The sequence below is a fragment of the Acinetobacter bereziniae LMG 1003 = CIP 70.12 genome (genome assembly GCF_000368925.1).
Lineage (GTDB): Bacteria > Pseudomonadota > Gammaproteobacteria > Pseudomonadales > Moraxellaceae > Acinetobacter > Acinetobacter bereziniae.
The window spans coordinates 1,464,551-1,490,651 of sequence record NZ_KB849756.1; the positions used below are offsets into that span (position 1 = coordinate 1,464,551).

Annotated in this window: 23 protein-coding genes and 1 pseudogene; 3 read left to right on the forward strand and 21 right to left on the reverse strand. The window is 38.3% G+C overall.

Going from position 1 to position 26,101, the window contains the following annotated elements:
• The 12 genes from F938_RS16610 to F938_RS16665 form a co-directional block, all read right to left on the reverse strand.
• Nucleotides 1-1,178, reverse strand: a 1,178-nt coding sequence (locus F938_RS16610) for a multicopper oxidase domain-containing protein (RefSeq protein WP_005033639.1), incomplete at its 3' end; no start/stop codon positions are given.
• Nucleotides 1,179-1,234: 56 nt separating this feature from the next.
• Nucleotides 1,235-1,660: a hypothetical protein gene (locus F938_RS16615; protein WP_228129519.1), complete on the reverse strand. Its 426-nt coding sequence runs from the start codon at nucleotides 1,658-1,660 to the stop codon at nucleotides 1,235-1,237.
• A gap of 409 nt (nucleotides 1,661-2,069) precedes the next feature.
• Nucleotides 2,070-2,756: a ribulose-phosphate 3-epimerase gene (gene rpe / locus F938_RS16620; RefSeq protein ID WP_005033643.1), complete on the reverse strand. Its 687-nt coding sequence runs from the start codon at nucleotides 2,754-2,756 to the stop codon at nucleotides 2,070-2,072.
• 268 nt (nucleotides 2,757-3,024) lie between these two features.
• Nucleotides 3,025-4,158, reverse strand: a complete 1,134-nt coding sequence (locus tag F938_RS16625) for a M48 family metallopeptidase (RefSeq protein ID WP_005033646.1) — start codon at nucleotides 4,156-4,158, stop codon at nucleotides 3,025-3,027.
• A gap of 20 nt (nucleotides 4,159-4,178) precedes the next feature.
• Nucleotides 4,179-5,285, reverse strand: coding sequence for a YjgN family protein (locus F938_RS16630; protein WP_005033649.1), 1,107 nt, complete (start codon nucleotides 5,283-5,285; stop codon nucleotides 4,179-4,181).
• Between the two features lie 171 nt (nucleotides 5,286-5,456).
• Nucleotides 5,457-6,293: an S-formylglutathione hydrolase gene (gene fghA, locus F938_RS16635; RefSeq protein ID WP_005033651.1), complete on the reverse strand. Its 837-nt coding sequence runs from the start codon at nucleotides 6,291-6,293 to the stop codon at nucleotides 5,457-5,459.
• A gap of 87 nt (nucleotides 6,294-6,380) precedes the next feature.
• The gene (locus tag F938_RS16640; protein ID WP_005033652.1) at nucleotides 6,381-7,796 is read right to left on the reverse strand and encodes a C13 family peptidase; all 1,416 of its coding nucleotides are present in this window, start codon (nucleotides 7,794-7,796) and stop codon (nucleotides 6,381-6,383) included.
• Between the two features lie 121 nt (nucleotides 7,797-7,917).
• Nucleotides 7,918-8,736 carry a class I SAM-dependent methyltransferase gene (locus tag F938_RS16645; RefSeq protein WP_005033654.1) on the reverse strand — a complete coding sequence of 273 codons (819 nt, stop codon included), beginning with the start codon at nucleotides 8,734-8,736 and terminating at the stop codon, nucleotides 7,918-7,920.
• Nucleotides 8,730-9,554: an undecaprenyl-diphosphate phosphatase gene (locus F938_RS16650; protein WP_005033656.1), complete on the reverse strand. Its 825-nt coding sequence runs from the start codon at nucleotides 9,552-9,554 to the stop codon at nucleotides 8,730-8,732. Before F938_RS16650 ends, F938_RS16645 begins: the two co-directional genes overlap by 7 nt.
• Nucleotides 9,555-9,585: 31 nt before the next feature.
• Complete coding sequence (tsaB, locus tag F938_RS16655) at nucleotides 9,586-10,251, reverse strand: tRNA (adenosine(37)-N6)-threonylcarbamoyltransferase complex dimerization subunit type 1 TsaB (RefSeq protein ID WP_005033659.1); 666 nt, start codon at nucleotides 10,249-10,251, stop codon at nucleotides 9,586-9,588.
• 401 nt (nucleotides 10,252-10,652) lie between these two features.
• A complete protein-coding gene (locus F938_RS16660) occupies nucleotides 10,653-11,186 on the reverse strand; it encodes a gamma carbonic anhydrase family protein (protein WP_004830067.1) in 534 nt (177 codons plus the stop codon).
• A gap of 53 nt (nucleotides 11,187-11,239) precedes the next feature.
• On the reverse strand, nucleotides 11,240-11,854 hold the full coding sequence (locus F938_RS16665; RefSeq protein WP_005033661.1) for a CoA pyrophosphatase: 615 nt from the start codon (nucleotides 11,852-11,854) through the stop codon (nucleotides 11,240-11,242).
• Between the two features lie 124 nt (nucleotides 11,855-11,978).
• Between F938_RS16665 and F938_RS16670 the strand changes: the two genes are divergently transcribed.
• On the forward strand, nucleotides 11,979-12,527 hold the full coding sequence (locus F938_RS16670) for an NUDIX hydrolase (protein WP_010591032.1): 549 nt from the start codon (nucleotides 11,979-11,981) through the stop codon (nucleotides 12,525-12,527).
• Nucleotides 12,528-12,615: 88 nt separating this feature from the next.
• Here the strand turns inward: F938_RS16670 and filF are convergent, their stop codons facing one another.
• From filF to filB, 5 genes are read right to left on the reverse strand one after another with little or no spacing between them, the layout of a single operon-like run.
• Nucleotides 12,616-14,559 carry a putative pilus system protein FilF gene (filF, locus tag F938_RS16675; protein ID WP_005033665.1) on the reverse strand — a complete coding sequence of 648 codons (1,944 nt, stop codon included), beginning with the start codon at nucleotides 14,557-14,559 and terminating at the stop codon, nucleotides 12,616-12,618.
• A gap of 10 nt (nucleotides 14,560-14,569) precedes the next feature.
• Nucleotides 14,570-15,883, reverse strand: coding sequence for a putative pilus assembly protein FilE (filE, locus tag F938_RS16680; RefSeq protein WP_005033667.1), 1,314 nt, complete (start codon nucleotides 15,881-15,883; stop codon nucleotides 14,570-14,572).
• Nucleotides 15,883-17,547 carry a putative pilus system OmpP1/FadL family transporter FilD gene (filD, locus tag F938_RS16685; protein WP_005033670.1) on the reverse strand — a complete coding sequence of 555 codons (1,665 nt, stop codon included), beginning with the start codon at nucleotides 17,545-17,547 and terminating at the stop codon, nucleotides 15,883-15,885. The genes filE and filD overlap by 1 nt, the downstream gene beginning before the upstream one ends.
• Before the next feature lie 12 nt (nucleotides 17,548-17,559).
• Entirely contained in the window at nucleotides 17,560-18,750 is a 1,191-nt protein-coding gene (filC, locus tag F938_RS16690; protein WP_005033673.1) for a putative pilus system protein FilC, read from the reverse strand.
• A gap of 53 nt (nucleotides 18,751-18,803) precedes the next feature.
• Nucleotides 18,804-19,637, reverse strand: coding sequence for a putative pilus system C39 family peptidase FilB (gene filB, locus F938_RS16695; protein WP_005033675.1), 834 nt, complete (start codon nucleotides 19,635-19,637; stop codon nucleotides 18,804-18,806).
• Nucleotides 19,638-19,760: 123 nt separating this feature from the next.
• Here filB and F938_RS25040 point away from each other — a divergent pair.
• Nucleotides 19,761-19,856: pseudogene (locus F938_RS25040) on the forward strand (hypothetical protein); the annotation flags it as partial.
• Here F938_RS25040 and filA read toward each other — a convergent pair.
• Nucleotides 19,845-20,777, reverse strand: coding sequence for a putative pilus system protein FilA (gene filA, locus F938_RS16700; RefSeq protein WP_005033676.1), 933 nt, complete (start codon nucleotides 20,775-20,777; stop codon nucleotides 19,845-19,847). The pseudogene F938_RS25040 and the gene filA overlap by 12 nt on opposite strands.
• 342 nt (nucleotides 20,778-21,119) lie before the next feature.
• Between filA and F938_RS16705 the strand changes: the two genes are divergently transcribed.
• Nucleotides 21,120-22,460: an anthranilate synthase component I family protein gene (locus tag F938_RS16705; RefSeq protein WP_005033677.1), complete on the forward strand. Its 1,341-nt coding sequence runs from the start codon at nucleotides 21,120-21,122 to the stop codon at nucleotides 22,458-22,460.
• A gap of 127 nt (nucleotides 22,461-22,587) precedes the next feature.
• Here the strand turns inward: F938_RS16705 and hisC are convergent, their stop codons facing one another.
• The 3 genes from hisC to F938_RS16720 all read right to left on the reverse strand — a co-directional run bounded on the left by hisC (nucleotide 22,588) and on the right by F938_RS16720 (nucleotide 25,970).
• Complete coding sequence (gene hisC / locus F938_RS16710) at nucleotides 22,588-23,685, reverse strand: histidinol-phosphate transaminase (protein ID WP_005033678.1); 1,098 nt, start codon at nucleotides 23,683-23,685, stop codon at nucleotides 22,588-22,590.
• Nucleotides 23,686-23,877: 192 nt separating this feature from the next.
• Nucleotides 23,878-25,179, reverse strand: coding sequence for a histidinol dehydrogenase (hisD, locus tag F938_RS16715; protein WP_080740837.1), 1,302 nt, complete (start codon nucleotides 25,177-25,179; stop codon nucleotides 23,878-23,880).
• 128 nt (nucleotides 25,180-25,307) lie between these two features.
• Nucleotides 25,308-25,970: a DUF4272 domain-containing protein gene (locus F938_RS16720; protein ID WP_010591016.1), complete on the reverse strand. Its 663-nt coding sequence runs from the start codon at nucleotides 25,968-25,970 to the stop codon at nucleotides 25,308-25,310.
• Nucleotides 25,971-26,101: the final 131 nt, after the last annotated feature.

A 26,101-nucleotide genomic window follows, 5' to 3' on the forward strand; every position in this document is an offset into this window, starting at 1 on the left:
GAATGATCCATGCCCTGCATACTGTCGGCACTCATCTTTGAATGGTCCATGCCCTGCATACTCCCTCCTCCCATACTGGAGTGGTCCATTCCCATATCTTCCATGGTCAACAGTGAACGTGGACGAGCATTAGGCATATGAATACCAGAGGCTTTAGGCATCAATTCATTATGCAGTGTTCCAATCGCAAATCCTGAACGGTCAATCGACTCAGCCTCAATTTGATAATGATTGCCTTTAGGTTCAACGATTACATCATAAGTTTCAGCCGTTCCTATGCGGAACTCATCAACAGCAACAGGTTTCACTGGTTGCCCGTCAGCACTGACAACCGTCATTTTTAAATGAGGAATTCTGACATCAAAAAATGACATTGCTGATGCATTCACAAAGCGTAAACGTACTTTTTCATTTGGTTTAAACATACCCGTCCAATTCTGTTCAGGGGTTTTGCCATTGACCAAAAAGGTATAACCCGTCACATCAGACATATCTGTTTTTAACATACGCATCTGATTCCACATTTTCCGATCAGACCACGTGGTCTTTAAACCATCACGCTGTATTTGTTTCCAAACATCAAAAACCGTTTCTCGTCGATTTTGGTAGTATTCCGCTGAGACTTTTAAATTGTTTTGAATTTGATCACTGGTCTGCTTATGAAAGTCCGATAGCATGACCACGTAATCACGTTCTGTTCGTTCATGCGCTGCCAAAGGTTTTCTATCTTTTGGATAAATGACTAAAGAACCATATAAACCGTCTTGTTCCTGTCCTTTTGAATGCGCGTGATACCAGTAGGTTCCACTTTGACGAACCTTGAACTTATATACATATTCTTCGTTGGGTTTAATTCCATTAAAACCATTAAAACCTGGAACTCCATCCATAATTCCAGGAAGTAACAGACCATGCCAATGAACAGAGGAATCCTGATTTTTTAATTTATTGGTGACACGAATAACAGCATCATCACCTTCTTCAAACTCTAAAAGTGGTGCTGGAAACTGACCATTCACAGTAATACGTTTTAAGGGCTTGCCAATAACATTGACCATTCCTTCATCAATCGTTAATCGATACTCTCTCACTGCCGCCATTCCCCATGTTGAGGAAAACAAACACAATGAGACAAGCAGGCTTTTCGCCAAACGTTTTTGAACTAAATAAATAGACATAACTTAACCTAAATTTTAAAAATAAACTTTACGAATAAAAAGTTTCTAAAATCAGGCTAAGCTTTGGGTGGACGTAAGATTTCTTGCCAAAAACCAGCAAGATGCTGTGCTCTGTAAGTTGCTGGATAAGAAGCACTATTTTGAAAATGATCAGGTATGGTCAATTTGGGGATATCACTATTCAACCAAATCACGGTAGATTGACAGGATAACAAGCTACAATCTTGGCACTTAAACGCTTGTGTTGGCTCAGATTGACTCACTTGCTGATGACAATCATTTTGATCCGTTATCGCTTGATCATTATTTGTATGCTGATTTTGTCCATTTTTATTCTTATTTATATCTGTACAAAGATTTTTAAGCTGTTGTACAGACCCATATTCCTTTTTTGTTTGATGCCCATCGATGTGATGAGATGATGACATCATTTGTTGATGCTGCATACTCATCTGCATGACTTTTGCAGATGCAATAGACACACCACTCCACCCTATGGCAAAAACCATAAGACAAACAAACCACAGCTGTTTGCGGAGTTGTATAAACAAAACTTGAACCTTGTTAAGCCCATCATGAGCCTAAAGCATAGCCAATAATCTCGATTTTGGCAAATATCGCACATTTCAATGCATAAGTACTGATTGGATAAATCTTCAGCACGTTATTTTTTATACAATGCTGAATCATTGAGCAGGTCAATAAACAACACATTTCATAAAAAAAGAGCGCATATGAACTCTTTTTAAACGATTCTTGATGAACGACTAAACAATTGACAACTAATTGTTTAATCTATACCCAGCTTATCCATATGCTTATCAACATAGTTATCCATATAGTTAATCACAATGTTATCCACAGGGTATTTTCAATTTTTGTGGAAAACTTCTAAACTGAAACTTGACCTACTTTGGCTAATTCAGCTCGCATTTCATTGATTACCGCTTGATAGTCGGGTTTTCCAAAAATCGCTGAACCTGCCACAAACATATCTGCACCCGCTTCCGCAATTTCACGAATATTGGCAGGTCCAACGCCCCCATCAATTTCTAAACGAATATCACGACCTGAAGCATCGATAATCTTACGTGCCTCACGGAGTTTTTCTAAAGTCTTTGGAATAAATTTTTGACCGCCAAAACCAGGGTTAACACTCATCAATAAGACTTGATCTACTTTATCCAACACATAATCTAAATAATGTAATGGTGTTGCTGGATTAAATACTAGACCCGCTTTTGCGCCACCATCTTTAATCAGTTGCAAAGAACGATCAATATGGTGTGTTGCCTCAGGGTGAAAGGTAATAATATCCGCACCTGCCTCAAGAAAATCACCAATCATACGATCTACAGGAGAAACCATGAGATGCACATCAATCGGTGCTTTGATGCCATATTTCTTTAATGCCTTACACACCCCAGCACCAAAAGTTAAGTTTGGAACATAATGGTTATCCATCACATCAAAATGGACAACATCTGCGCCTGCAGCCAATACATTTTCAACTTCTTCACCTAAACGGGCAAAATCAGCAGACAAAATTGAAGGGGCAATTAGAAATGGCTTGGACATGAAACAACCTAGCAGATATAAAAATTTTTCCTATTATAACAAACTTACCTTACAAGGTTGATTTAAAAGTAGACAGCTTTAATCTTCATCAGTATTTATAAAATAATTCTAATGCAGACCATCGATGAATCCTGTGTAAATTGTTTCCAACTACAATAAATGATACTGCAAACTTAAAATATTTTCTTTTAAGCATTTTGGATAACCAAAAAAATCAAGGGCTTTAACAAGCCCTTGATCAAATCAGTCGTTATCTAAAGATAGAAGATCATTTGGACTGCTGATGCTTCTCTTGCTGTTTTTTCTCAAAATCGCGAACCATTTGAATGCGTTCTTCAGTTGCAGGATGCGAAGATAATGCATCCAGAATTGCTAAAGACTGATTTTTATCCGACTCTTTTTGCGATGAAGGCGAACTAGCGGATGCCTTTTTATCAGCATTGGCAGTTTGACTCGCATTGTCAGCTTTTTCTGAATCTTCTGTTTCATCACTTAAACGTTGTAAGAAATTGGCAAAATGTGAGACTTCAATGCCCTTTCGATCCATCAACTGTAAAGCATATAGATCAGCTTCAGATTCAAATTTACGTGAATAATTTGCACCAATCATTGCAGCAGGTAATGAAGTAAATAAGTCCGAACTATCTCCCGTCATGGCAATATACAAGACGCTAAGCCCTAAACTGGTTAAGCCTTGTTGTAGGCTATGGCGCTGAATTAAGTGACCTTGCTCGTGCGCCAAGACGCCTAAAATTTCTTGATCACTATGTGCCATTTCGATCAATTCATCCGTGATAATGATGGTATTGTTGGGCAATGCCACCGCATTGGCACCCAAGCGCCCTCCTTCACGAAAAACCAATTTGGCAGGTTTGCCTTCAGCCACTGTATTTAAATATTGTTTGGAAATTAAATCCTTTTGACCTTGAGCCAATTGGCTGGGCGCTGTCCAATTATTTAAAACATAGGTTTCGGCTTCATCCCCTAATTTTTTCAAACTATTTTCAGGCAATTGAAAAGCCACATAATGTGAAGCAGCTGGAACGCCCCATTTGACTAAGGCAAACACAAAAGCAACCACAAAAATCACGCTAAAAATGATCAGGCTTGGTGAACGTTCAAGTTTCCAGATTGAATGCTGAACTTTTTTAGTTCCATAATTAAACCATTCAGGTAATGCTCCATGAAACTCGATACGCGCATCGTCTTTTAATTCAATCACAGGATGTAATTGCCCAAGCGCACCAATCAATGCCATATCTGAATATTGATAGCGCCGATGCTGCTCTAAACGATCACCATAGCGAATCAGAACTTCAGACTCAGATTGAGCTGAAATCTGTGCATGGTGCGGTTTAGACACCACACCATCATAGAAAATAATATCTACTGGTTGTGACATAGATTATTCAACTCATATCATTATAAAGAAATATCAATGTCAAAAATGTCACTGATTTCTTCGGCTAAAGCGCTTTGTTCTTGCTGTGCCAAATTCATCATTTGATCTGGATCATCATGCAAAATTAAGCTCATCGACTCAACCTGATATTTGTGAATACGAATCGCAGCCCAAGCAGACATCAATCCTATGCTTAAAATTTTGACAATCCAGTTTGAGGCAATAATCCATGCGTAACGCCACTGATTGCAATCTGTTTTAAACTGGCTATTGCCCACTGTGGTATTGTTCCATGTGGTAATAAAAAGACGTGCAGCAATCAATGGATAAATAAATAATCCAACCACTGCATACATGATAAATATCCCAGTAATAAAAAAGCTTGGTGAGAAACCTGCAACAGTGCCAATGATGCCGAAATAAACCACAGAAAATGCAATAATTACACCAATCGACATAAAAATAGGCACATAGACAGCCGCCATATAAGCAGACCAATCTGCATTTAATTTAAAGTTTAACTGCCCTGCATATAAATGATTGAGATAATATTTTTTATATAGCCATATCGCTACAGGCGAAAAGATACCCAAAGTAAAAATATACACCAATATGCTCAAGAAAAAGACTTTATAAGACTCTTTAGTGGTTCCAGCAAAATAAAATCGGCTGTTTCCGAATTTACTGTTTCGCGCAGTAAAACGCATAGTTGCACGAATCAACCATGGGACTGCAGCATATAACACAACCAACCCAACCACAGTTGCTATCATTGAATAGTGGGATGAAATGGAAAATGCTGCGTAGATCCCCAATGCGATCAAACGCCCTATTAAAATTTTGGTTGGTATACCCGTAAAGTCAAAGCGTCGCTGAAAAAACTCCGTGTTTCCATAAAAATAACGTAAACGACGAACCTTTGCCCAAGGTGCATACAAACTTAAAGTCACAATGGTCAATAGAATATTGACAATCCATATTCCAAAATACTCCATTGCATCACCATGAAACTTAAAGCGGTGAACTTTAGGGTATTGTTGGTCTGTATATTGCGGAATAATGGGTGGTGTGACCTGTTGATCCACATTCAAATGATCAGGAAATGGAGGTGGAATTTGATCTTGCATATTATTCTCTTTATTCAAATTATGATGGTGAACTCAAGTTTTTCATAATAAAAAATATCAGTGCCAGTGTATATTTTTTCTAAACTGAAAGAAATAGAGTAAAAGCAAACAACTATTTACTTTTACTCAGCATCAATTTGCTTTTTTTAATATTTTGAGATAAATCGTATTCTATTTTTGCAATTGTAAAGCATGGAATTGCAAATGATCATCCATAAAACTTTGGATAAAATAATATCCATGATCATAGCCTTCGTGAAATCTCAGGCTGATCTTTTGCCCAACAGCATTACACGCTTGCTGAAATTTCTCAGGATTCAATTGACTATAAAATTGATCTTTTAAGCCTTGGTCTATCAAAACCTCATCAAACAGTGAACCCTTATTAAGCAACAACTGTGTGGCATCATGTTGGCGCCATACTGATTGGTCATCCCCTAAATAATGGGAAAAAGCTTTTTCACCCCAAGGACATTCACTTGGTGCGCAAATTGGCGCAAAGGCAGACACAGATTTAAAATAATGTGGATATTTCCATGCCAATGTTAAAGCGCCATGTCCTCCCATACTGTGTCCAAAAATACCGATCGCATTTGATTGGATTGGGAATGTTTCAAGCGCCCAAGAATAAAGTTCATCGACGATATAACTTTCCATTTGAAAATGTTCAGACCACGGTGCCTGAGTTGCATTGATATAGAATCCAGCACCTTGTCCCAAATCCCATGAATCGCCTTGAGCAACGTCTTGACCTCGTGGCGAAGTATCTGGCGCAATCAATATTAAACCGAGTTGTGACGCCAAGCGCTGGGCATGCGCCTTAATAATGAATGTTTCCTCAGTACAGGTCAGACCAGCCAGATAAAACAATGCTACACACTTTTGCCCTTTTAAAGCTTGAGGTGGCATATAAACAGCAATTTTGCTTGCACCTTTTAAATAATTCGACTGAATCTGATAAATTCGTTGTTCACCATCAAAACAAATCGTGTTACTTAAAAGTTCCATTGCCATCTCTCTCTAAATTTGGATTTACAAATTGTTTAAGGTTTATAGTCTTATATCACTTACCTGATGCCTAAATGACAATAACCATCAAGGTTTAGCTGGATCTAACTTTTCATTCTGACTTTGTGCGGAAGCAATCACACCTTGTTGTGGAAATAAATGCTGCTCCAATTGAGGCAACATCAACTCCATATTTTTTCCAATCACCCACTGCGGCTCAGATGGATCAAATCCTTGCGCATTTTCCCATTTCGCAACTGTTTCAGATGCTTCTTTAAATGCCGCTTTTAATGAGCCTTGTTCACGCATTGCTTGATCAAAGAACGCTCGACCGAAATAAGTATAATCTGCTTCATTTGAACAACCAAATGAGGCACGATCAGCTGCTGAAGCAGTAATAATTAAGGTATCTGGTGATTGCAGTGCTGAAACAAAACTACCTGAATAGCAGGCTGATATAACAATCACTTTCCAACGAATACCCGATTTATCTAAACTTTCTCTGAGCCATTTTGGATCAACATCGCTTAAATCAATCGGTTCATTTTCCAATTCAAAACGATTCGGTAAACCGTGTGATGTCATATACAGAAACAACACATCACTTTCACGATTCATTTGCTGCCCGATACGGCGTAAGGCGAGATCTATACTGGTTTTTGAAGCGATTGGAGTCTCGTTAATACTTGCAGGATTATTCACCAACTCGATAGAGCGCCCGAATGTTCCAAAACGCGTATCGAATTGCTCTTTAATTCGATCGATCTCAAATTTAAATACATCCTGATAACTTGCCCCTGCCACACCTAAAAAGTACCAGTGTGTTTTGGCAAACTCACCAAACTGAATTTGTTCTAGTGCCTTATTGAGTAAACGACTTTGGGCATAGAACGCATTTTCACTGATACTCGGTGGAACCTCTTCTACTTTCCAAATCGGCTGCTCTTTAATAGACACTTGCCAAGTAAACAGCGTCGCAACCGTAGCAAACATGATCAGTGCACGTTCCCACCACGGCCATTTTAACTCTCTCGAAAACACCCAAACCACTGCAAGGCTCTGCCAAATAAATAAAGCAAAGAACAACAGCGGAATCACATCATAAGTGAAATACGGTAACAGATCATGATTGCCCAGATACTGTAAAAGACACTGAAACAACATGATATGCGTATCAAGTACCAACCATAATAGTGCTGGCACCAACATTAAACGTGGATTATTGGTCCGTTGAGAGAGAAATATCCCAACAATCAAAGCAATAAATGGCCACAAAGCATAACTGACTAAGCCTTGACGATTAAATACCCCACCATCACCTGCGACCAACCAACTAAATAAAGTATTGGCACATGCACCCAACAGCCCCCAAAAAATAAGCTGTAAAATTGACGGACGAACAATTTGTAAAGACTTTCGCGAACCCAAGAATAACCAGATCCCTGCACGTTGGTTACTTTTCAAATCATGCCAAAAGTTAATTGAGGGTTTAAGGTCTATCATATAGATTCTGTTAAGGCAGTCGCTTCAATCAGCCTATCTAGTTTAGGCTTGGCTAAAAAATTATCAATGTTTGATTTAACTATATATCAATAATTCGACTATTATTGAAACAGTTACCAAACTACTCAATAAGATTGCTGTTAAAATAAGCATCAAAACGACAAGCATCCCCTTGCCACTGATGATGGGTTGGTTGATCATTTAAAAATACAGCCAATCGAGGACGTTTTACCACAACCCGTTTGGCAATGTGTTGAGCTAAGACTAAAAGATGATCTCCTAAATCCATTTCACCATCTTCTGGAAGCAGCATGTGCAATAACTGCATTTGCTTTTTGACTTGCGCCTGCTTTTTGACTGCCTGCTGATGTTGATCACGTTGCGGAAACATGGGATCTAAATAAACCACATCGACTGTTTGTTTGTCTTGAATCAATTGCTCTAAATAGACGGTAGAATCCGAAAAAATTAAATCAATTCGCGCAACGACTTTTCCTAGAAATGGATCATTTTCAGCCTGTGCTTTTGCATCCTCAAGCAAAGTAAACAAAATTGGATGACGCTCTACCAAGCGAATATTGGCACCCAGATAAGCCATCAACAAGCTGTCATGACCTAAACCTGCTGTGGCATCGACCAATTTTGGTTTTTCTGAAAGATGACAAGCACGAGCAATCATTTCTGATTTTAAACTGGCACGTTTTAGACGTGGTATTTCAGCTTTCCAATCAGGCTGCATTCTCATGCCATTGGCACATAGACTCAAACCTTGCTCATCAACACACAGTGCGAGTTCAGGGTTTAATCTTAAAAAACGCGCGTTGAGTTTTTCAATCACCTCTATATTAACCACGACTCCACGTAAAGAAAGCACAGTTTGATAAGACTGTGCTTTCTCTAAAAAAGTGGATTCTGTAAATAAGCGAATCTCGCTTACCATAATTTCCAACCTGTTAAAGCAAATAATAAAATGATTAAACCTGATGCAATGCGATACCAAGCAAAGACCATAAAATCACGTTTGGAAACATAAGCCACCAAAACACGAATCAGAATTAATGCAGAAACAAACGAAACCATCAAACCTACAAAAAATACCGTCCAATCTTGAGTAGTTTCATAAATATGATAGTTTTTAAAAAGATCTAATAACCCTGCACCGACAATAACAGGAATACCTAAGAAAAAAGAAAATTCAGTAGATGCCTTACGCGATACACCCAACATCATACCGCCAATAATTGTTGCGCCTGAACGTGAAGTACCTGGAATAAGCGCTAAAACTTGAATCAAACCAATATAGATTGCTTCTTTAATCGTAATATTATCGACTTCAACTGCATTAACTTTAGGTGGATTTTTCTCTACCCACCAAATAATTAAACCACCAACAATTAAGCCAATCGCTACTGAAATATCATTAAACAAAAGTTCTTTTACGATATCACCACAAGTCAAACCCACAATCATGATCGGAATTGAAGCAGCAATAATGCTCACGCCTAAATGTCGACCTTTAGGCTCGCCAGAAAACAGGCCAATAGCAGCTCCCCAAAGCTTGCCCCAATATTCATAAATGACGGCAGCAATTGCCCCCATTTGAATCGCAACAACAAATAAGTCGCTCTTTTCTTTGGTCCAGAAATTCATTAATTCAGATGCAAGAATTAAATGCCCTGTACTTGAAATAGGTAAGAATTCGGTAATACCTTCAACGATACCCATAATGGCTGCTTTGAGTAGCAGTAAAAGATCCATGTTAAATCCTAAAAATTAAAGCGAAAAACGATTATGGCTTGCCTTGTTCTGGTATTTTTTTCCATGCATTATCACGTAAATATACAGGTAATGCCTGTTCAGCACTGAGCCATTGCTGTTTCAATGCATGTTGTCTTGCAATCGTCGCAATATCGTTGGCATTTGCAGTAAGCTGCTGAAATTTAGTCGCTTCAGCATCGACCAATGTTGCACCAGAACCAATTAAAGTATATTTTTGATACGCTGCAGCCTGCTGATAGTCTAATAATTTTTCTTCATCTACAAGTTGCATAATGTTATTTTGATCGAGCTTAAAACTCGCCATATAAACTTCATTCATACGTGCATCTAAAACGGCTGTAACTTCTACCAGTTGAGCATGTTGATATGCTGCCTGAGCCAATGCTTGTAATGTAGACACAGGAATGACAGGAATATCATGTGCCCATGCCAATGCTTGGGTCACTGCGGCATTGATACGTACACCGCTAAAAGAACCAGGTCCACGGCTAAACGCAATCGCAGTCAGCGCTTGATTACTGATTTGGTTTTGCTGAAAGCCTTGCTCAATCATTGGCAAAATCGTTTGAGTCTGTGCCTTTGCTCGCGTATCAAGTTGAAAATAGAGTGTTTGAGTTTCATCAACAATCGAAACGGAACACTGCTCATTGGCAGTTTCCAATGCCAGCAATTTCATGCACAACCTTACTGTATTAAAAATGCTGCCTATGATACTCCACTCATTTCATTAGCGCGAGAACTAAGCGCTAAAGCCTGTCAGATAAAATCCATCAGATCAAATTCATCTACAAAAAATCAAGGCAATAGACTTTTTTCCTGAGCAAAAAAAATGTTAACGCTCTCGATGGCAGTGTTCCGTTGAATATCTTTAACGCATGGATACGACTTAAGCAAACTGATTAAATTTTCTTAAAATATAAGGCGATGAAAGCAATTTATTTATGTTATGTAATTTTACTTAATGGGATGAGTATTGAAGCGAGAGTACAGCATGTACCCCTCGCCCGAGAAAAATAAAGCCTTATTCAAAGACATTATTCATTTTTAAATGACGCTATTCACTTTGAAACAACCATGCTAATCAAACTTAAACTCTTCTAAATTGATAAAATCTTTATAGTGTGAGGCATAATGCATTGCACTCATTTTTAATAAATTAGCTGCATTTTCATCTAAAGTTCGAATGACTTTCCCAGGAGAACCCACCACCAACGAATTATCTGGAATGACTTTACCTTCAGGAATCAAGCTATTGGCACCAATAATACAGTTTTTACCAATCACAGCATGATTTAAAACCACTGCATTGATACCAATCAAACTATTCTCACCGATGGTACAACCATGCAGCATTGCTTGATGTCCAATAGTCACATAATCGCCAACGTGTAATTCAATACCTGCATCAGTGTGTAACACTGCGTTCTCTTGAACATTACTGAAATTCCCTACATGAATTTTCGCATTATCCGCACGAATAACGGCACCAAACCAAACACTGACTTGTTGTCCCAACTCTACTTGACCAATTACAGTTGCATTATCAGCAACCCAACCATCAAAAGGCTCATGTAACGCTTTAGGTGCCAGTCCTTTAAATTTATACATCATCGTGTGATATTCCTTTCAATTTTTCCCTGTAACAATACTTTTAAATATAAAACTTATTTTCGATTAAAGATTTGAGATTTAAATGATGGAGAATTCAATAAAAATGGCCAGTTTTTCTGATAATCCAATCCATATTTAAATAATGAAATTAGAATTCTAGCCGTTAAACCCCAAATAATTTCATTTTCGATTCGCAGGCTAGGAAAATATACAGATTGATGTGCCAATCGCACTTCATAAGGAATGGGTTGTGATTCCATCATTTTTTTAATCGGTGCATAAAAAATACGATCGATTTCAGTCGGTTGTGGAATCAATTGAATATCAGGTGGAATTAACCCCACCACAGGTTTCACCGTAATTCCGCTTTTTGCTCGCTCCATGGGTAAATCACCAATCAGCTTGACATCAAAAGGATTTAACGCAGTTTCTTCCCAAGCTTCACGTAAAGCCACAACAATATTACTGGTATCATTCGGATCACGCTTACCGCCCGGAAATGAAACTTCACCAGCATGGTTTGATAGATATGCAGAACGTCTGGTCAACAAAATTTTAGGATCAGCTTCCTGAGTAATTGCAATCAGAACCGCAGCATTGGCAGGAAATGTTCTTCTGCCAAAACGTAATCTGTTTTGCAATACTTGTGTTAACTCATGATCCTGCATGTATCTCACTCAATATTTTTGTTCTCTTTCTATCATATATGAAATTTTATGGATAAGGCTATAAATGATGCGAAAGTAGAATTTTTCAGTTATGCTGAGTTATCTCACATTTTCAATGAAGCTTATGAGTTTTTGCAGTGTTTGTGGTCATTCGACAATCGAAAAAATTCCTTTAGGTGATCAAAAAATCCGTAAAGTTTGTACACACTGTGGCACTATTCATTATGTCAACCCTAAAGTTATTTGCGGCGCACTTGCCCTTTGGGAAGATAAAGTTTTACTTTGTCGCCGTGCAATAGAACCTCGCTATGGGCTTTGGACATTACCTGCTGGGTATATGGAACTGTTTGAAACCATGGAGCAAGGTGCAGCACGTGAAACACGTGAAGAATCAGAAGCAGAAGTAGAAATCGAACAATTGTACTGTATGTATAATATTCCACGCATTGGACAGATTTATGTGTTGTTTAAAACAAAAATTAAAGATGGTTTTTTTGGTGCTGGAGAAGAAACACTCGAAAGCCGATTATTTGAAGAACATGAAATCCCTTGGAATGATTTAGCATTCCCAAGCGTTGAACGTACATTACGTCATTATTTTGAAGATCGGAAAAATAATATCTTCCCAATGCACTTAGAAACATTAGGAACACGTCTCGACCAAACAGGTTGATTAAAAATTATTTTATTGATAGTCAATTATATAGAGAGCTAAAAAAATCCCCCAATCTCAATTGGGGGATTTTTTTAGCACAATAAGATTATTTGGTTTTCACTGTATAACACTGTGGCAAACTTACCGATAGCGTCCCTTGCTGACGCTTCGCTAACTCTTTTTGTTCTGTAGTAAGCTTATCTTTATTAGTATCTGTATTGTTATAGATTGCCTGATAAACCGCTTGTAAATTGACCCAAGTTGCCTGAATTGTTTTGTCTCCATCCCAACTGGTTATATTCACCCCACTAGAGGTATTTTGTTCATTAATTAATCGTTGAAGGTTTAAACGAATACCGCCAGAAGAGACTGAAGCTTTATTTAAGTCATCGTTGGTAGTCCCACTCGTAGGGGTAACGACTAATCTTTCATTCAATCCCACTAAAGCACCATCAAGACTTCCAAAAATAGGATTGGCTAAAATCATACGCAGTGTAATTGATTTTTCAATATCCCCATTAATATAAGCAGTTCCAGTTGTACCCAGTCGATATTGTTGAACACCTGTTTCTTTATCAATGTAAGTGCTTGGATCGACATCCGCACAGGTATTTGAATTTAAAGTACCATTTCGACCAAGATTAGTACGGATATCCCCATTTTCATCAATCACAATACCTAGGGTTTGAGTATTTGGATTAACTTCAGGATTCGTAAACGTAAATGTAATATTGGCATACAGTGGGAAGTAATATTTTTCTCCTGTTTTTACTGTATTTTTCGTCATGAAAACTCTTCGATCTAGATAGTTCGCAGGATTGGTTTTATAAATATCAATACCACCTGAAAGCTGATCCCCATTGAATGTCTGACGCCACTTGCCATAAACCGTCGTATCTGTCGGAGCAGTGGTCGCACCAGTGGCACGTTTATACATATATTCCGTACCAGCTACATTGGTATTGTTCAGTAATGTACCTTGATAAATGCTCAGTTGATCTGTTGTTGTTTGATCTTTTTTGAATATCAATGGATTGCTGATTTTTCGAGTGAATGGACTGATCCAACCTTGCTGTGGATTGACATCTAATTTTTGTGGAACCACTTGATTGAGTAACAGGAACTTTAACAATGAATCAGCAATGGTGCTACCTTCGACTTTTTGCGGAACACCTATCCATTGCATCGCATAACCTGTCGTATAGCCTTGGCGGTCCGTCACGAGATACATATTGGCTATCGATTCGTTCTTCGTATTTAAGTCACTCTTCCCTGTAAAGCCTTGGATATCAACATTTGCTCCACTAAAAATCAGGAAGTTTGTAGAGTAAATATTAACTAGCGACTGTTGAATCAAACGCTGTGCTGTTAATTGTGCCGAATCGTTATCGACCGTTTCAAGATTAAGCCATGGTTTTAATTTTTCTATATAGCTGCCATCAAGAAAATCAGCAACACCAATATCTGCTGGTAAATCTTTCAGGTTATTTTTTAAATTATCAGATAACTCGATTGGCTGAATATCTCCAACTTGGTTGTTATTTTGCTCTACACCAATCGCTTGGAAAACACGAACCAAGCCAACCATGACTTTAAAAGTATCATCATTCATATCCATACTGGCAGGTGTTTTGCCTGTCATGGCACTTGCGATATCAATCAAACCAATCGCAGCAGGTTGTCCCCTCACCTTTAATGGACGAATTTTATTTAAATCTACATCCCCCAAAACAATTTTACGTTCTGATTGAGAACCCTGAATATAAAATTTTGCCTTATCACCAATTAAACAACCGCCAGAAGCCAAACCACCTTCTAATTTGGTGTTGAAATGATTTCGAGTATCTGTACTACAATCAAAATTTAATCCAGTCACTGGATAATCGACATAAAAACCTAAACATTTTTCATAAGATGCATCACAGCCATTGGTATAAGTGACGATACCTTTGTAAGGATCTTCATTGACTGTTGAACTTTCACCACCACAACCAGTAAGTGCTAAACCTAAACTCGTTAAAACGAAAGGGGCTAATACTCTTTTTTTCATAATCTCGTCCTTACTGAATAACACTCAGCTTAATTTGTCCATGATTTGTTAACTGTTTATTTTCAACATCTATAGCTGAGGATAATGGTGTTAAAAATAGATAAGTCGCTTTTTCTGGTTTTCTCAACACACCTTCCATTGCGGCATATTGTAAATTGTTGTCGTGTGATTCTTCATTTTTAAAGCCACTCACACCTTCAATGACACAGCCTTGTTCATCTAAAAATACAACTAAAGGCCAATAGTAGGTTTGTGTCTTAGAAGAGGATGCGTAGGAGGTCAAAAGTATATTTTGTACCTGAGCATCTAATTTCACCACTTCATAAGCAAAATGCGCTTTAATCGGCGCAACAGGCCATAAACCAATCTCTTGATTTTTAAGTGATAAACCTTTTGCTTTAAGTATTTTTTTACCTGTGAAACAAGCTTGTTCTAAATTATGAACCACTTCGTCTTTAGGTAATCGGAAATAAGTTGAAGATAGCACGACTGGTTTTTTTTCGTCAGCATCTGGATTGCCTCGAATACGGTTTAAGAGACTTGTACTCAGTCCCTTTTGTCGTTCAATTGTTTCATAACGCCCATGTACTGCACCAATCTCTGGGGTCATATAAAATCGCTTTTTCCCCTCGAGATTAAATTCACGATCTTCCAGATATTCATTATTTACATACTTTTCACCATCAATGATGGTGAAGTTTTTGTCTTCAGTTTCTTGGATACTCTGCGTTTTAAGCGCAGCTTTGGAAATTTGTGAGTTCTGAGTCGTTAAACTCTTTTGTTGTTTTTCGACTTGTGTAGCTTCATGTTGTGATTTAGCTATTTCAGCAGTTTTAGTTTCTGGAACAACTACAGCTGTTTTTTCTTGTTCATCTGGCTGTACTGATGACGAAACAGTTTTTTGTGGTTGTGGTTGTGGTTGTGGTTGTGGTTGTGGTTGTGGTTGTGGTGAAACCTTAACAGTTTCTTGCGGCTTTGTTTGGATTTCTGATGAATGCTTAGTTAAAGGTATCACAGATTTTTTTGGCTCTGGTGCACTTGTAGGAAAGTGCTCAGGTTGAGTCACATTTTTATTTTGTGTTGTGCTGGATTGAGGTTGAATAGCCTCAATAGATTTTACAGTTTTATTTTCATTCTTTTCATTATTTTTTTGTTTGGTTTCAGGTTTTGTTGATGATTCAGGTTTTTGGATAATCATCGGATGCCCATCAGGTCCGATAATGGTATAGAAACTGGATGCATAGCAAGCTGATGTGGCTAAGCTCATACCAATTACCAGCCACAAAGAAGTCAAAACTATTTTTTTCTCAGCTTTTAAATGCATTACCATCTCGTTCTGTAGTTAATCCCTAGAATTGTGACTTTGGTATTTGTTTTTACATTCAATCCAGCATATGGGTTGAGCAGTAAATTATCTACCCCTGTTTTATTTGCTAAACTACTGGTATTTGCAGGAATATTATCTCGGCTACGTAAGAAGCCCACAGATAAATCAATATCCGTATCTTCATCAAAACGGTAACCTAAACCTAAACCGAATAATTGAGCATTATTGATCGGCACCATAGTATTTCGTTTATCATCCGGAATCGCACTGGCACGAGGTTCATAACCTGCTCGAAGTTTTAAACGGTCATTGGCCGAATACTCAACACCAACTCCCCAGCTCCATGGTGATTTAAAGCCAAGCGGGAAAGCCAATGAAGTATCTGTGACTTGATTGGATAAAAGTTTAGCAATTTTTAATGCTGAAATTTGGCGATCAAACTCAAATTGGAATTTTTCCCACGCTTTAAAGTCTGTCCACCCAACATCGAAATTCACTTGTAAATCAGGTAAAACCTTATATTTTATCCCTGCTTGGAAATGTGCTGGATATTCTAAATCCATTGCGATCAAACCAGATTCTGTTGGTGGTATATAACCTGGAAACCCAAGAATCGCAGCAAGGATCTGCCCCGTCGCAGATGAGTTTAAGCCTTTAATCAGTTCTCTTGGCGCATTGGCATTATCGATGAAATATTTACCTTTCATACGCATTTTTGCCGAGCTTTGATAGACCATACCAAAACCAAAGTTTTCAGTTGGCTCCCACATTAAACCCAAGTTATAGCTTGGACTCAGACTTTGTTCTAAAGAAACCTGCATTTTCCCGAACTGACCAAAAGGATTCATACCCTCATTGGCATTACAAATACCAAATAGCAAAAGATCCGTGATCATATTGGAGTTATTTCGGAATGGTCCACAAACAGACTCATCCACCATTCGTAATACGCCAATCATTTCATTGGGGAAGCGTAAGTCCGTCTTTAATGCCATGGCATTATATGACATCCCAATCGAAGCTCCCAAAGAGAGTTGATCATTGACTTGATATGCAACAGAAGGTGATAAATATGTAATACGTTCAATGGCAACCTGTTGTCCCATAAAGTTACCGGGATTTTTATCTTCTGAACCAAATCCTGCCACCATCGGTGCATAAGCTGCGGTTGCATAGGTTAATTTTGAACCTGGTGGGTTATATGAAACCCCACCAGTAGGCGCCAATACCGGCCATCCGGGTCCCAAATCTACAACTTTCTTTAAAATAGGAATGTATAAACTTGCATATTCAACATCACCACGTACAGAGTCTTTATAGTCTGTACATAAGCTGGATGGATTATCAGGTGCATCATTACAGATTAAAGGATCATCAGAATAACCAAATACGTTATAACCTGGCGGTGCAGAAAACTCTCGTTGAACATCAAAGTTTGCAATGATACCTTGTACGTCTGTCTGTAGACCTTTAAGTTTCGTCAATCCAGCCGGGTTAAAATGAATTGCACTAATTCCTGGAGGGTCTGCAGTGACAGCATTCCCCATCGTCAATGAACGTATATCTACAGATAGGTTAAGCCCTAAATGTGCAAATACTTGAGTTGAACACCCTGTTAATAAAATTGCTGTTACTAATGGGCGCAAACGTATGTTTTTCATACCTTACACTCCTTAGCGAGCTTTTTTCTTACCAAAGCCAATAATATCTAATGGGAAGGACAATCCAAGTGAAATATCCGGTGAATCCTCAGTTAAACCAATTCCCAATGTACCATTCACAATGGTTTCAGGATTTACACGCACACCTAAAGCAATCGAGAACATACCACTTGATTGATTCGCAGCATCATATTTTTCACGCCCCTTTTCAGGGGTTGCTGGATTTGCCTGATATGTAAAGGAGGTATTCATATTAAATGATTGTTGATATGACATGGTCATAGATACATCATAGTTAAATGAATACGCAAAACCGAAAGAGAATCCGCCTGTCACTCCTGGATCAAATTCTTCTAAAACCCGTTGACCGAGCTGCTGACCACCCTGACCATTGGCATTTCCACCACCACGCACTTGGTTTAAACCAGTTTCTTTAAATCCATAGTTAGCCGAAACAGAGGCAAATAATACAACGGGGTCAATATATTTTCGGGTACTTGCACCGAAACCGACAGAATAATAACCCTTACCTGTAGAGAGATCTGTATTCGGATTAATTTCGTATGGGCTATCCCCTGTTTTTGTCGATACACTACCAAATAAAATCAGCGGTAAACGACCAGCTTTAAGTGGGAACGGTTCCCAACGTGCTCCGAAGTTAATATCCCCTAAACCTGCGGCAGTTGCATCTTTTAAACTATCTGATTTTGCGATAAAAGGTAGAGAGGCGGTAAAGGTTAAATTATCTCGAACGCCATATTGCGCTGTAAAGGTATTGGTAATGGTATGACTTGCATCCTCGTCTACACGAAGTTGGTAAGCAGTACCTTCATTAATCCCCAAATTCAGTTGTGAATCACGATAATATGAATAATCCAAATCATAGAAAGTTGATATTTCACCTTTTTTAATTAAGGAATATTGCCGCTCATTAGATGTAAAAACTTCTTGTAAGTTGGTTTCCTGAGAAGCATCACCTTCTTTCTTTTGTAATGCTTCAGCCGCTTGAGAGCCTGACTTTGGTGCTAAAGATTTTGTTTCATCTTTATTAATCTGTACATCTTCTTTAGCTGGAACAGCTTGATCTACTGCTGCTTCAGCACTTGCATCAACCTCAGTATTTGTTTCAGCCGCATATAAACTTCCAATTGCAAACTGAATACTCACTGCAAGTAAAGTTCTTTTCATCCATTGATTATTCATATTATTCCTATCCCAAAAAATCCAATTCAGTTATGTAATTTTTAGTCCATCTTTTACTTACGTTTATAATAGAGTCGAAGGTAAGTTGTAATTGGCTGATTATAGGTTGCTGACTTGGTATCTAGGTCAATTACTTTACGCATGGTTGATGCTTTATCTGCCAATCTATTGACGTAATCTGTTGAATATTGAGCCTCTACCAATGCATAACGATTAATTGTTGCATCATCAACATGACGCATATCTGCCTCTTGTAAAGCCAACATATTACGTTGTTGGTCTTTAGGCGCATTAATCATAAATAAAGTATTATTTTCCCAAACTTGCTTAAAGCGCTCTTGGTCAAAACTAATATTTCCTAATGCAGGGTCAGCCACATAGACTCGCCCATCTTTATACGCTTTAAATACGACAAAATGTTTAAAGCCTGCATAAGAAATAGGCACAATCACAGGTTGATTTTGATTAATTAAGTCTGTGAATTCCCCTTTAAAGCCGCCGCTCTCATAACCAATCGCAGCCACAAAACGTTTCATATCCAACAGAGAAAAACTTCGACGTTCGATAATACGGTTGTATTCTCCAAAACGTAATAAACCTTCCATGGTTTGTTGTTCAGTTAAATTTGTTCCGACATATCCATTAAGCAATGTCGTGAGCGCCGCAGAGCCACAACTATAGTCATATGCCTGACGGACGATCCCACGGAATTGATTTTCTAAAGCAGGTTTAATCTGTACCATCTCACGATGATTTCGTGAGAATGATGGGTCCCGAGAATCCGCAAGCTCAGTATAATAAACAGCATCCTTTGGCTTGGGTTTTACATCAAGTGCGTGGTTGGCAAAATAGTACATTAATGCCGAACCTAAAGTAATTTCTAACATAATTTTAACTATCAAGTATCGGCAGTATTTTGCCTAAAGTGCTGATTTTATTTTTAGAGTGAACACTCTACATCCCTGAAACTAGAAGATACCGTTTTTTGAAAAAAAAAACAGTCTTTTTTTGAACTTTTGTCGTTTTTAGGGCAGTTTTTTGTAAAAAAAAACGCATGCTCTGCATGCGTCTTTTTACAACTAATCAATTCTAACTTAATGACCTGAGATTGTTAGTTTTACACCATTTGCTGTAGCTGAACCACCGTTATAAAATTTCATTCCACTGATTGCAACATCACCAATCGAAGCAGAACCCGTACCTGTACCTGGAGTGCCTGGAGTTCCCGGTACATAACCTGTACCACCACCTAACACAACTCGACTTAAGTAAATATCAGTACCTGTTGTACTTTTCAACGCAGTTACCGCTAAACCTTGTTGAGTTACCGCAATATCAGCATCCATAGCTAAATCAGCACTACCCGTATCATTAAGTTTGATACCGCCCAATACGATATAACCACCGCCGCCAGCAGATGCATCTTTAAGTGCCAAGTTACTAATTGATAAACCACCGATCATTTTACCAGCAAGCTTAATCATTGCACCCTGCGGTGTATTACCCAATTGAATATTGGCTGTACTTGCACCAACATTTACCGTTAAACCGCTTAAAATTTCAGCAGAGCCTGTATCTGGCTTATAAACACCAGCAGTATTAGTAGTATTGTTAACCTCAATTTTACCTAAACTAACACCTAATGCATTAATTGATGCTGCAACGTTTAGAAATGGTTTGCCAGCATTACCAGCTCCTGCACTACCATCTGTATCAATTGACAAAGTTGCCAGATTACTGTTTGCTGCACCTTGGTTAGTGATTACCACATTATTTAAAGTGATTGCACCCGCTTTATTGGTACCACCAAAACCAGCTTGACCAGCTGTTAAAGTACCTGGTGCCAAACCATCTGTATCAAAAATATGTAATTTAGCGATTTCAATTTTAGATGCATTAATTCCAATATCGATACCGTCCTGACCCGTGGTTGCACTCAGTGCAGCATCATCCATTGCTTGCAGAGCCATTGCATTTGAGCTAATCGCAACAGCAGAAACTAAAGCGAGTTTAGTAAATAATTTCATAATCTGTACTCTCCCAAGAGCATTTTTTTTCATTTTTAACCACTCTCCGTAGTTCCCTGTTGTTTTTAGTTGTTTTACAACTTAGAACACCAATCCTTGAGTAGTCCGTTTTGCCCTTTTAAGTTAACTGTATGTTACTTTTTGTTCAACTGCTGTTTATCAAAAAGGTGATGAAACCGATAAACGGTAAGCAGTTTCACTACATCATGTTATTTTTTTGTTCAACCGCTGTTTATCACAAAGTTGATAAAACCGATAAACGGTAAACAGTTTTTTCACCTTGGTTTTCAGGTAGAATATAGCCGAATCAATCAATTTTTCTTTTTTGAGTTCAATCTCCCTATGTTTCGGAAGTTATTACATTTTCCATCAAACAGCATTGCTACAGTATTACATCGACTTCACTCGCTTTTTGGTTGTGTCTATTTAAAAAATTCAGGGCAAGATGTCATCGCCTTCTTACCTGAAAAGTATTGTATTTCAACTTCACAGCAATATCAGACTTATACACGAAGCGACTTTAGCAATTATAAAAAAGATCAAAATACTAATAAGTTCGATCATTTTTTTTCTTTTAATCCACTCTCCTCTTCGGATAGCGTTGAAAATTTTCAAGGAGGTTATATTGGATTTATCGACTACAATTATGCCAGTGCCCAACATATTGATTCAGCAACAAGAACCCAGCCTAATTTTTATATGGGTGAATATCAAACTTTTATTCACATCGAAAATCAACAATTAGTTTTCTGCAGCTTAGAATCTTGTGCAGAAGAATTTTTCACATTCGTACAGAATCTACTACATACAAATCAAGCACCAAGCACATTTAAACTCAACACGCTTTGTCAAGCGATGTGGACAAAACAAGACTATGCACGAGCTTTTACCCAAGTTCAAGAATACATTAAGGCTGGCGATTGCTATCAAATCAATTTGACACAAGAGTTCAGCGCAAAGGCGCAAGGCTTACTTTTAGATACAGCTGAACGTTTTTGGAAACTGACTGATGCACCTTATTCAGGTTATTTAAAACTTGATGATTTTGAGTTACTGAGTTGTTCACCTGAATTATTTATTGATTTTAAAGCGGATCGTAAAATTATCACTAAGCCCATCAAAGGCACGATGCCACGTTATGATGATCCTGATTTAGATCAACAATCCAAAGATCGGTTAATTCATTCTCAAAAAGATCAGGCCGAAAATGTCATGATCGTTGATTTGTTACGTAATGATTTAAGTGTATATGCCGAAACAGGTTCAGTAAAAACACCTAAACTTTTCAATATTGAGTCTTTTAACCAAGTCCACCACATGGTGAGTGAAGTCACAGCAACATTAAAACCTGAAGTCAATCCATTTGATGTACTCTTAACGGCTTTACCAGGTGGCTCAATCACAGGCGCACCAAAAATTCGAGCAATGCAAATTATTGAAGAGTTAGAGTGTGCTCCGCGTGGTGCTTATTGTGGTTCTTTGGGATATTTTAATTTTGATGGTACAGGATCTTGGAATATTTTGATTCGCTCCATTCAAAAACATCAAAATGATATTTCTGTATGGGCAGGTGGGGGAATCACCATTGCGTCTGACTGCGATGCTGAATATCAGGAATGTTTTGATAAAGTTTCCGCAATGCTTGATCTGCTCAATACTTGGTATCAGCCAAAAGACCAATAAACGGAACGAAATTAATGAGCATGATTCACGCAATATAAATAAAATGGCTTTTGTTTCCCTATCAGCCATTTTATCTACATTACAATCGCAAGGCGACATCCATGTCGACCACATGCAACAATTACAGTTATGACAAGATATCCTGCTTTAAAGTATCAACAAGCCGTTGATTTTGCTCATCTGTACCTATCGTAATCCTTAAGAACTGGTTAATACGAGGCTTATTAAAATAACGGACAATAATCCCCCTTTCACGCAACGCCTGTGCAAGTTCACCAGCATCTTTAGACGGTAAAGATGCAAATATAAAATTCGCTTTAGATGGCAGCACTTTAAAGCCTATCGCTTCTAAGTCTGCAACCAGTTTGTCGCGACTGAGAATCACTTTTTGACATTGCGCTTCAAAGTATTCTTGATCTTCAAATGACGCAACGGCAGCAGCAATGGCAAAACGATCAATCGGATAGGAGTTAAAACTATTTTTAACAGCTTCTAATGCTGCAATGAGATGTGGCTGTGCAATCGCAAATCCAACGCGTAATCCCGCTAAAGAACGAGATTTTGAAGTCGTTTGACAGACCACTAAATTCTCATATTTTTCAACCAGCTTTACCGCAGATTCCGCTCCAAAGTCAACATAAGCCTCATCAATCACCACCACAACATCTGGATTGGATTGTAAAACTTCTTCAATAGCATCTAAACCCAATGCAATACTGGTGGGCGCATTTGGATTGGTAATAATAATTCCACCATTAGGCTGTTTATAATCATCCACCACGATTTCAAACTGCTCATTTAGAGGAATGATTTTTGTTTGAGCAGAAAGCCCAAAAAACTGACTATAAACAGGATAAAAACTATAGGTAATATCTGGATATAAAATAGGCTGATCTTGTACGAAAAAAGCCTTAAAAATATGGGCTAGAACTTCATCTGAACCGTTGCCGACAAAAACATTGGCAATATTGACATGCTGTTGTTGAGCAATTGCTTGTTTCAATACAGTTGCATCGGGATCTGGATAAAGTCGTAATGCATCCGCGGAATTTTCCAAAACAGCTTCAACCGCTTCAACCACTTTCGGCGATGGCGGATAAGGGTTTTCATTGGTATTCAGTTTTAATAAATTTTGAATTTTAGGCTGTTCTCCTGGGACATACGGATCTAACTCACGTACCTCAGGACTCCAAAAACGCATTTGTTCAGGACGAATCTTTGACATTTTCTTATCTCTTATTTGTCTCATCTGTCTCTTACACCACTTTAAGTGCAACTCACTAAAAGCGCATTGAGAGAAGGTAATTCAAAGCTATCAAAATAAATGCTTTAGACCCAGCACTCTACTTTAAATAGCTTCCTCTCTTTTGCTTTGAGAGGAATTTGTATTACATGATCAGTGAGGTATTCAATTTAATTACTGGTAACGGTATCGTGCAGATCGTGCATGTGCATCCAAATCCTCTTGCTGAGCAAGAAGATCTGCTGTTTTCGCCAGTGGTTTAACCCCCTGCTCAGAACACATGATTAAACTCGAACGTTTCTGGAAATCATAAACACCCAAAGGTGATGAAAAGCGTGCTGTGCCTGATGTTGGCAATACATGGTTAGGACCTGCACAATAATCACCAATCGCTTCAGGTGTATAACGTCCCATAAAAATCGCACCTGCATGGCGAATGCTTTCTGACATCAATTGTGCCTCATCCAAACACAACTCTAAATGTTCTGGCGCAACTTGATTAATTAAATCAATCGCTTCTTGACGGTTTTTAACCAAAACCAAAGCACCACGATTCGCAATCGATGTTCGCGCAATTTCTGCTTTTGGCAAAGCAGCCAAATGCGCTTCAATTGCCAGCTCCACATCATTTAAAAGCTGCTCATCCGGTGTAATAAAAATTGCCTGTGCAACAGCATCATGCTCTGCTTGTGACAATACATCCATCGCCAACCACTCTGGATTATTTTCACCTTCTGCATACACTAAAATTTCAGAAGGTCCAGCAATCATATCAATTCCCACTTGACCAAAAACCGCACGTTTTGCAGCGGCAACAAAACGATTGCCGGGTCCAGTGATTTTATCCACCTGTGGAATTGTTTCTGTACCATAAGCCAATGCCGCAACTGCTTGAGCACCTCCAATGGTAAATACACGATGTACTCCAGCCAGATATGCAGCAGCCAAGACCAAAGGGTTTAATTCACCATTCGGCGCAGGTACAACCATGATAATTTCTTGTACGCCAGCAACATGTGCAGGTATGGCATTCATCAGCACAGAAGATGGATAAGATGCCAAACCACCTGGAACATAAATCCCAACACGATCTAAAGGTGTTACTTTTTGACCCAAGGTATTGCCCAAATCATCAATATAAGTCCAACCTTCTTGTTTTTGTGCTTGATGAAATGAACGAATACGTTGTGCTGCCATTTCTAAGACGTCACGAATTTCAACCGTTAAGCCCTCAAATGCAGCTTTCAATTGGGTTTGTGACAGTTCTAGATCTGAAAATTGATGCGCTGGATGTCGATCGAACTGTTGAGTGAGTTTTAATACATGTGCATCGCCATGCTGACGCACATCTGCAATAATTTGGTCTACTGTTTTTAAAAGCTCAGGATCACTCACTGTTTCAAAAGCTAACAAGTCAGCAAAGACTTGTTTAAAGTTCTGCTCTTGAGTCGATAAACGTCGCATCAATTTACCCACAAGGTTGTTTAAGAAAGATTTAGTTTACCTTGTTTTGAACATCTTGTGGGCAAAGATCACATGGTCAATTTAACTTAGTTTGATAGGAAAGTCTGATGAGAAACACTGTTGATCATACAAAATCTGATTTAAGTACTTACATCTGGATAATCCCAGTCACTATCTGCCTGAATTAACCAATTCAATGCACCATGTCTTTCAACAACAACCGATGAATTTAGATTTGCAGGTGCTTGCTGTTGTTTTAAACGCGCATCCACACAAGCCCAATCATAACGATAAATTAAATCTGCCTGATCTAAAATTTCCTCAATCTCACGTAATTTCACTTTGCTCATAAAAGCATCAAATGTTTCACAGGAGGTCACCGCTTGAATCGCAAAATCACAATCAATAATATGATCAGGATAAGTGAGCTCATCCACGAGACCTAAAGCCCATAACAAGACCCAATAAGCTTCGTATTTCCAAACCATATTAACAACGTCTTGTTCCGATACATCACGCTTTAAAATCGCCTGCTCTTTTTTGGTCAATTCCGCTAAAACTTGCATTTTTTTTAAAATATCAAATACAAATTCCTGCGTTTCATCATCGTATTGATCGTTGTTTAGATCACAAGCCACCTGAATGACCCATAAACAAGCAATCGCTCGTTTTGCAATCTCTTCAGCTGTACGCATTTGCACTTCTTCCACAGATTCGATCACAGGTAAGTGATCAATATAGGGAATTGAATTTTGCTTAAGGATCTGTATAGATTGATTTTTACGTTGTTGAGGCGTTTTCATCTGAGCTTTTATATATGAATGACTATGATGTTTTATCATAAACCGTATTTAGGTTATGCCATAATTTGTTAAAAATTTGATTTTGATTATAAAAAAACACCACTCTAGTTTGAGTGGTGTTTTTGATTATA

Excerpts from the sequence above, each read along its gene's own strand:
- F938_RS16650 (WP_005033656.1), bottom strand. The coding sequence starts at position 9,554 with ATGGATCTTTTACTGCTACTCAAAGCAGCCATTATGGGTATCGTTGAA.
- F938_RS16720 (WP_010591016.1), bottom strand. The coding sequence starts at position 25,970 with ATGAAAACGCCTCAACAACGTAAAAATCAATCTATACAGATCCTTAAG.
- F938_RS16640 (WP_005033652.1), bottom strand. The coding sequence starts at position 7,796 with ATGATAGACCTTAAACCCTCAATTAACTTTTGGCATGATTTGAAAAGT.
- F938_RS16630 (WP_005033649.1), bottom strand. The coding sequence starts at position 5,285 with ATGCAAGATCAAATTCCACCTCCATTTCCTGATCATTTGAATGTGGAT.
- filC (WP_005033673.1), bottom strand. The coding sequence starts at position 18,750 with ATGAATAATCAATGGATGAAAAGAACTTTACTTGCAGTGAGTATTCAG.
- filE (WP_005033667.1), bottom strand. The coding sequence starts at position 15,883 with ATGCATTTAAAAGCTGAGAAAAAAATAGTTTTGACTTCTTTGTGGCTG.
- F938_RS16670 (WP_010591032.1), top strand. The coding sequence starts at position 11,979 with ATGAGTTTTTGCAGTGTTTGTGGTCATTCGACAATCGAAAAAATTCCT.
- filD (WP_005033670.1), bottom strand. The coding sequence starts at position 17,547 with ATGAAAAACATACGTTTGCGCCCATTAGTAACAGCAATTTTATTAACA.
- filA (WP_005033676.1), bottom strand. The coding sequence starts at position 20,777 with ATGAAATTATTTACTAAACTCGCTTTAGTTTCTGCTGTTGCGATTAGC.
- F938_RS16625 (WP_005033646.1), bottom strand. The coding sequence starts at position 4,158 with ATGTCACAACCAGTAGATATTATTTTCTATGATGGTGTGGTGTCTAAA.
- F938_RS16645 (WP_005033654.1), bottom strand. The coding sequence starts at position 8,736 with ATGGTAAGCGAGATTCGCTTATTTACAGAATCCACTTTTTTAGAGAAA.
- F938_RS16665 (WP_005033661.1), bottom strand. The coding sequence starts at position 11,854 with ATGCAGGATCATGAGTTAACACAAGTATTGCAAAACAGATTACGTTTT.
- F938_RS16705 (WP_005033677.1), top strand. The coding sequence starts at position 21,120 with ATGTTTCGGAAGTTATTACATTTTCCATCAAACAGCATTGCTACAGTA.
- F938_RS16660 (WP_004830067.1), bottom strand. The coding sequence starts at position 11,186 with ATGATGTATAAATTTAAAGGACTGGCACCTAAAGCGTTACATGAGCCT.
- tsaB (WP_005033659.1), bottom strand. The coding sequence starts at position 10,251 with ATGAAATTGCTGGCATTGGAAACTGCCAATGAGCAGTGTTCCGTTTCG.
- hisC (WP_005033678.1), bottom strand. The coding sequence starts at position 23,685 with ATGTCAAAGATTCGTCCTGAACAAATGCGTTTTTGGAGTCCTGAGGTA.
- fghA (WP_005033651.1), bottom strand. The coding sequence starts at position 6,293 with ATGGAACTTTTAAGTAACACGATTTGTTTTGATGGTGAACAACGAATT.
- filB (WP_005033675.1), bottom strand. The coding sequence starts at position 19,637 with ATGTTAGAAATTACTTTAGGTTCGGCATTAATGTACTATTTTGCCAAC.
- filF (WP_005033665.1), bottom strand. The coding sequence starts at position 14,559 with ATGAAAAAAAGAGTATTAGCCCCTTTCGTTTTAACGAGTTTAGGTTTA.
- rpe (WP_005033643.1), bottom strand. The coding sequence starts at position 2,756 with ATGTCCAAGCCATTTCTAATTGCCCCTTCAATTTTGTCTGCTGATTTT.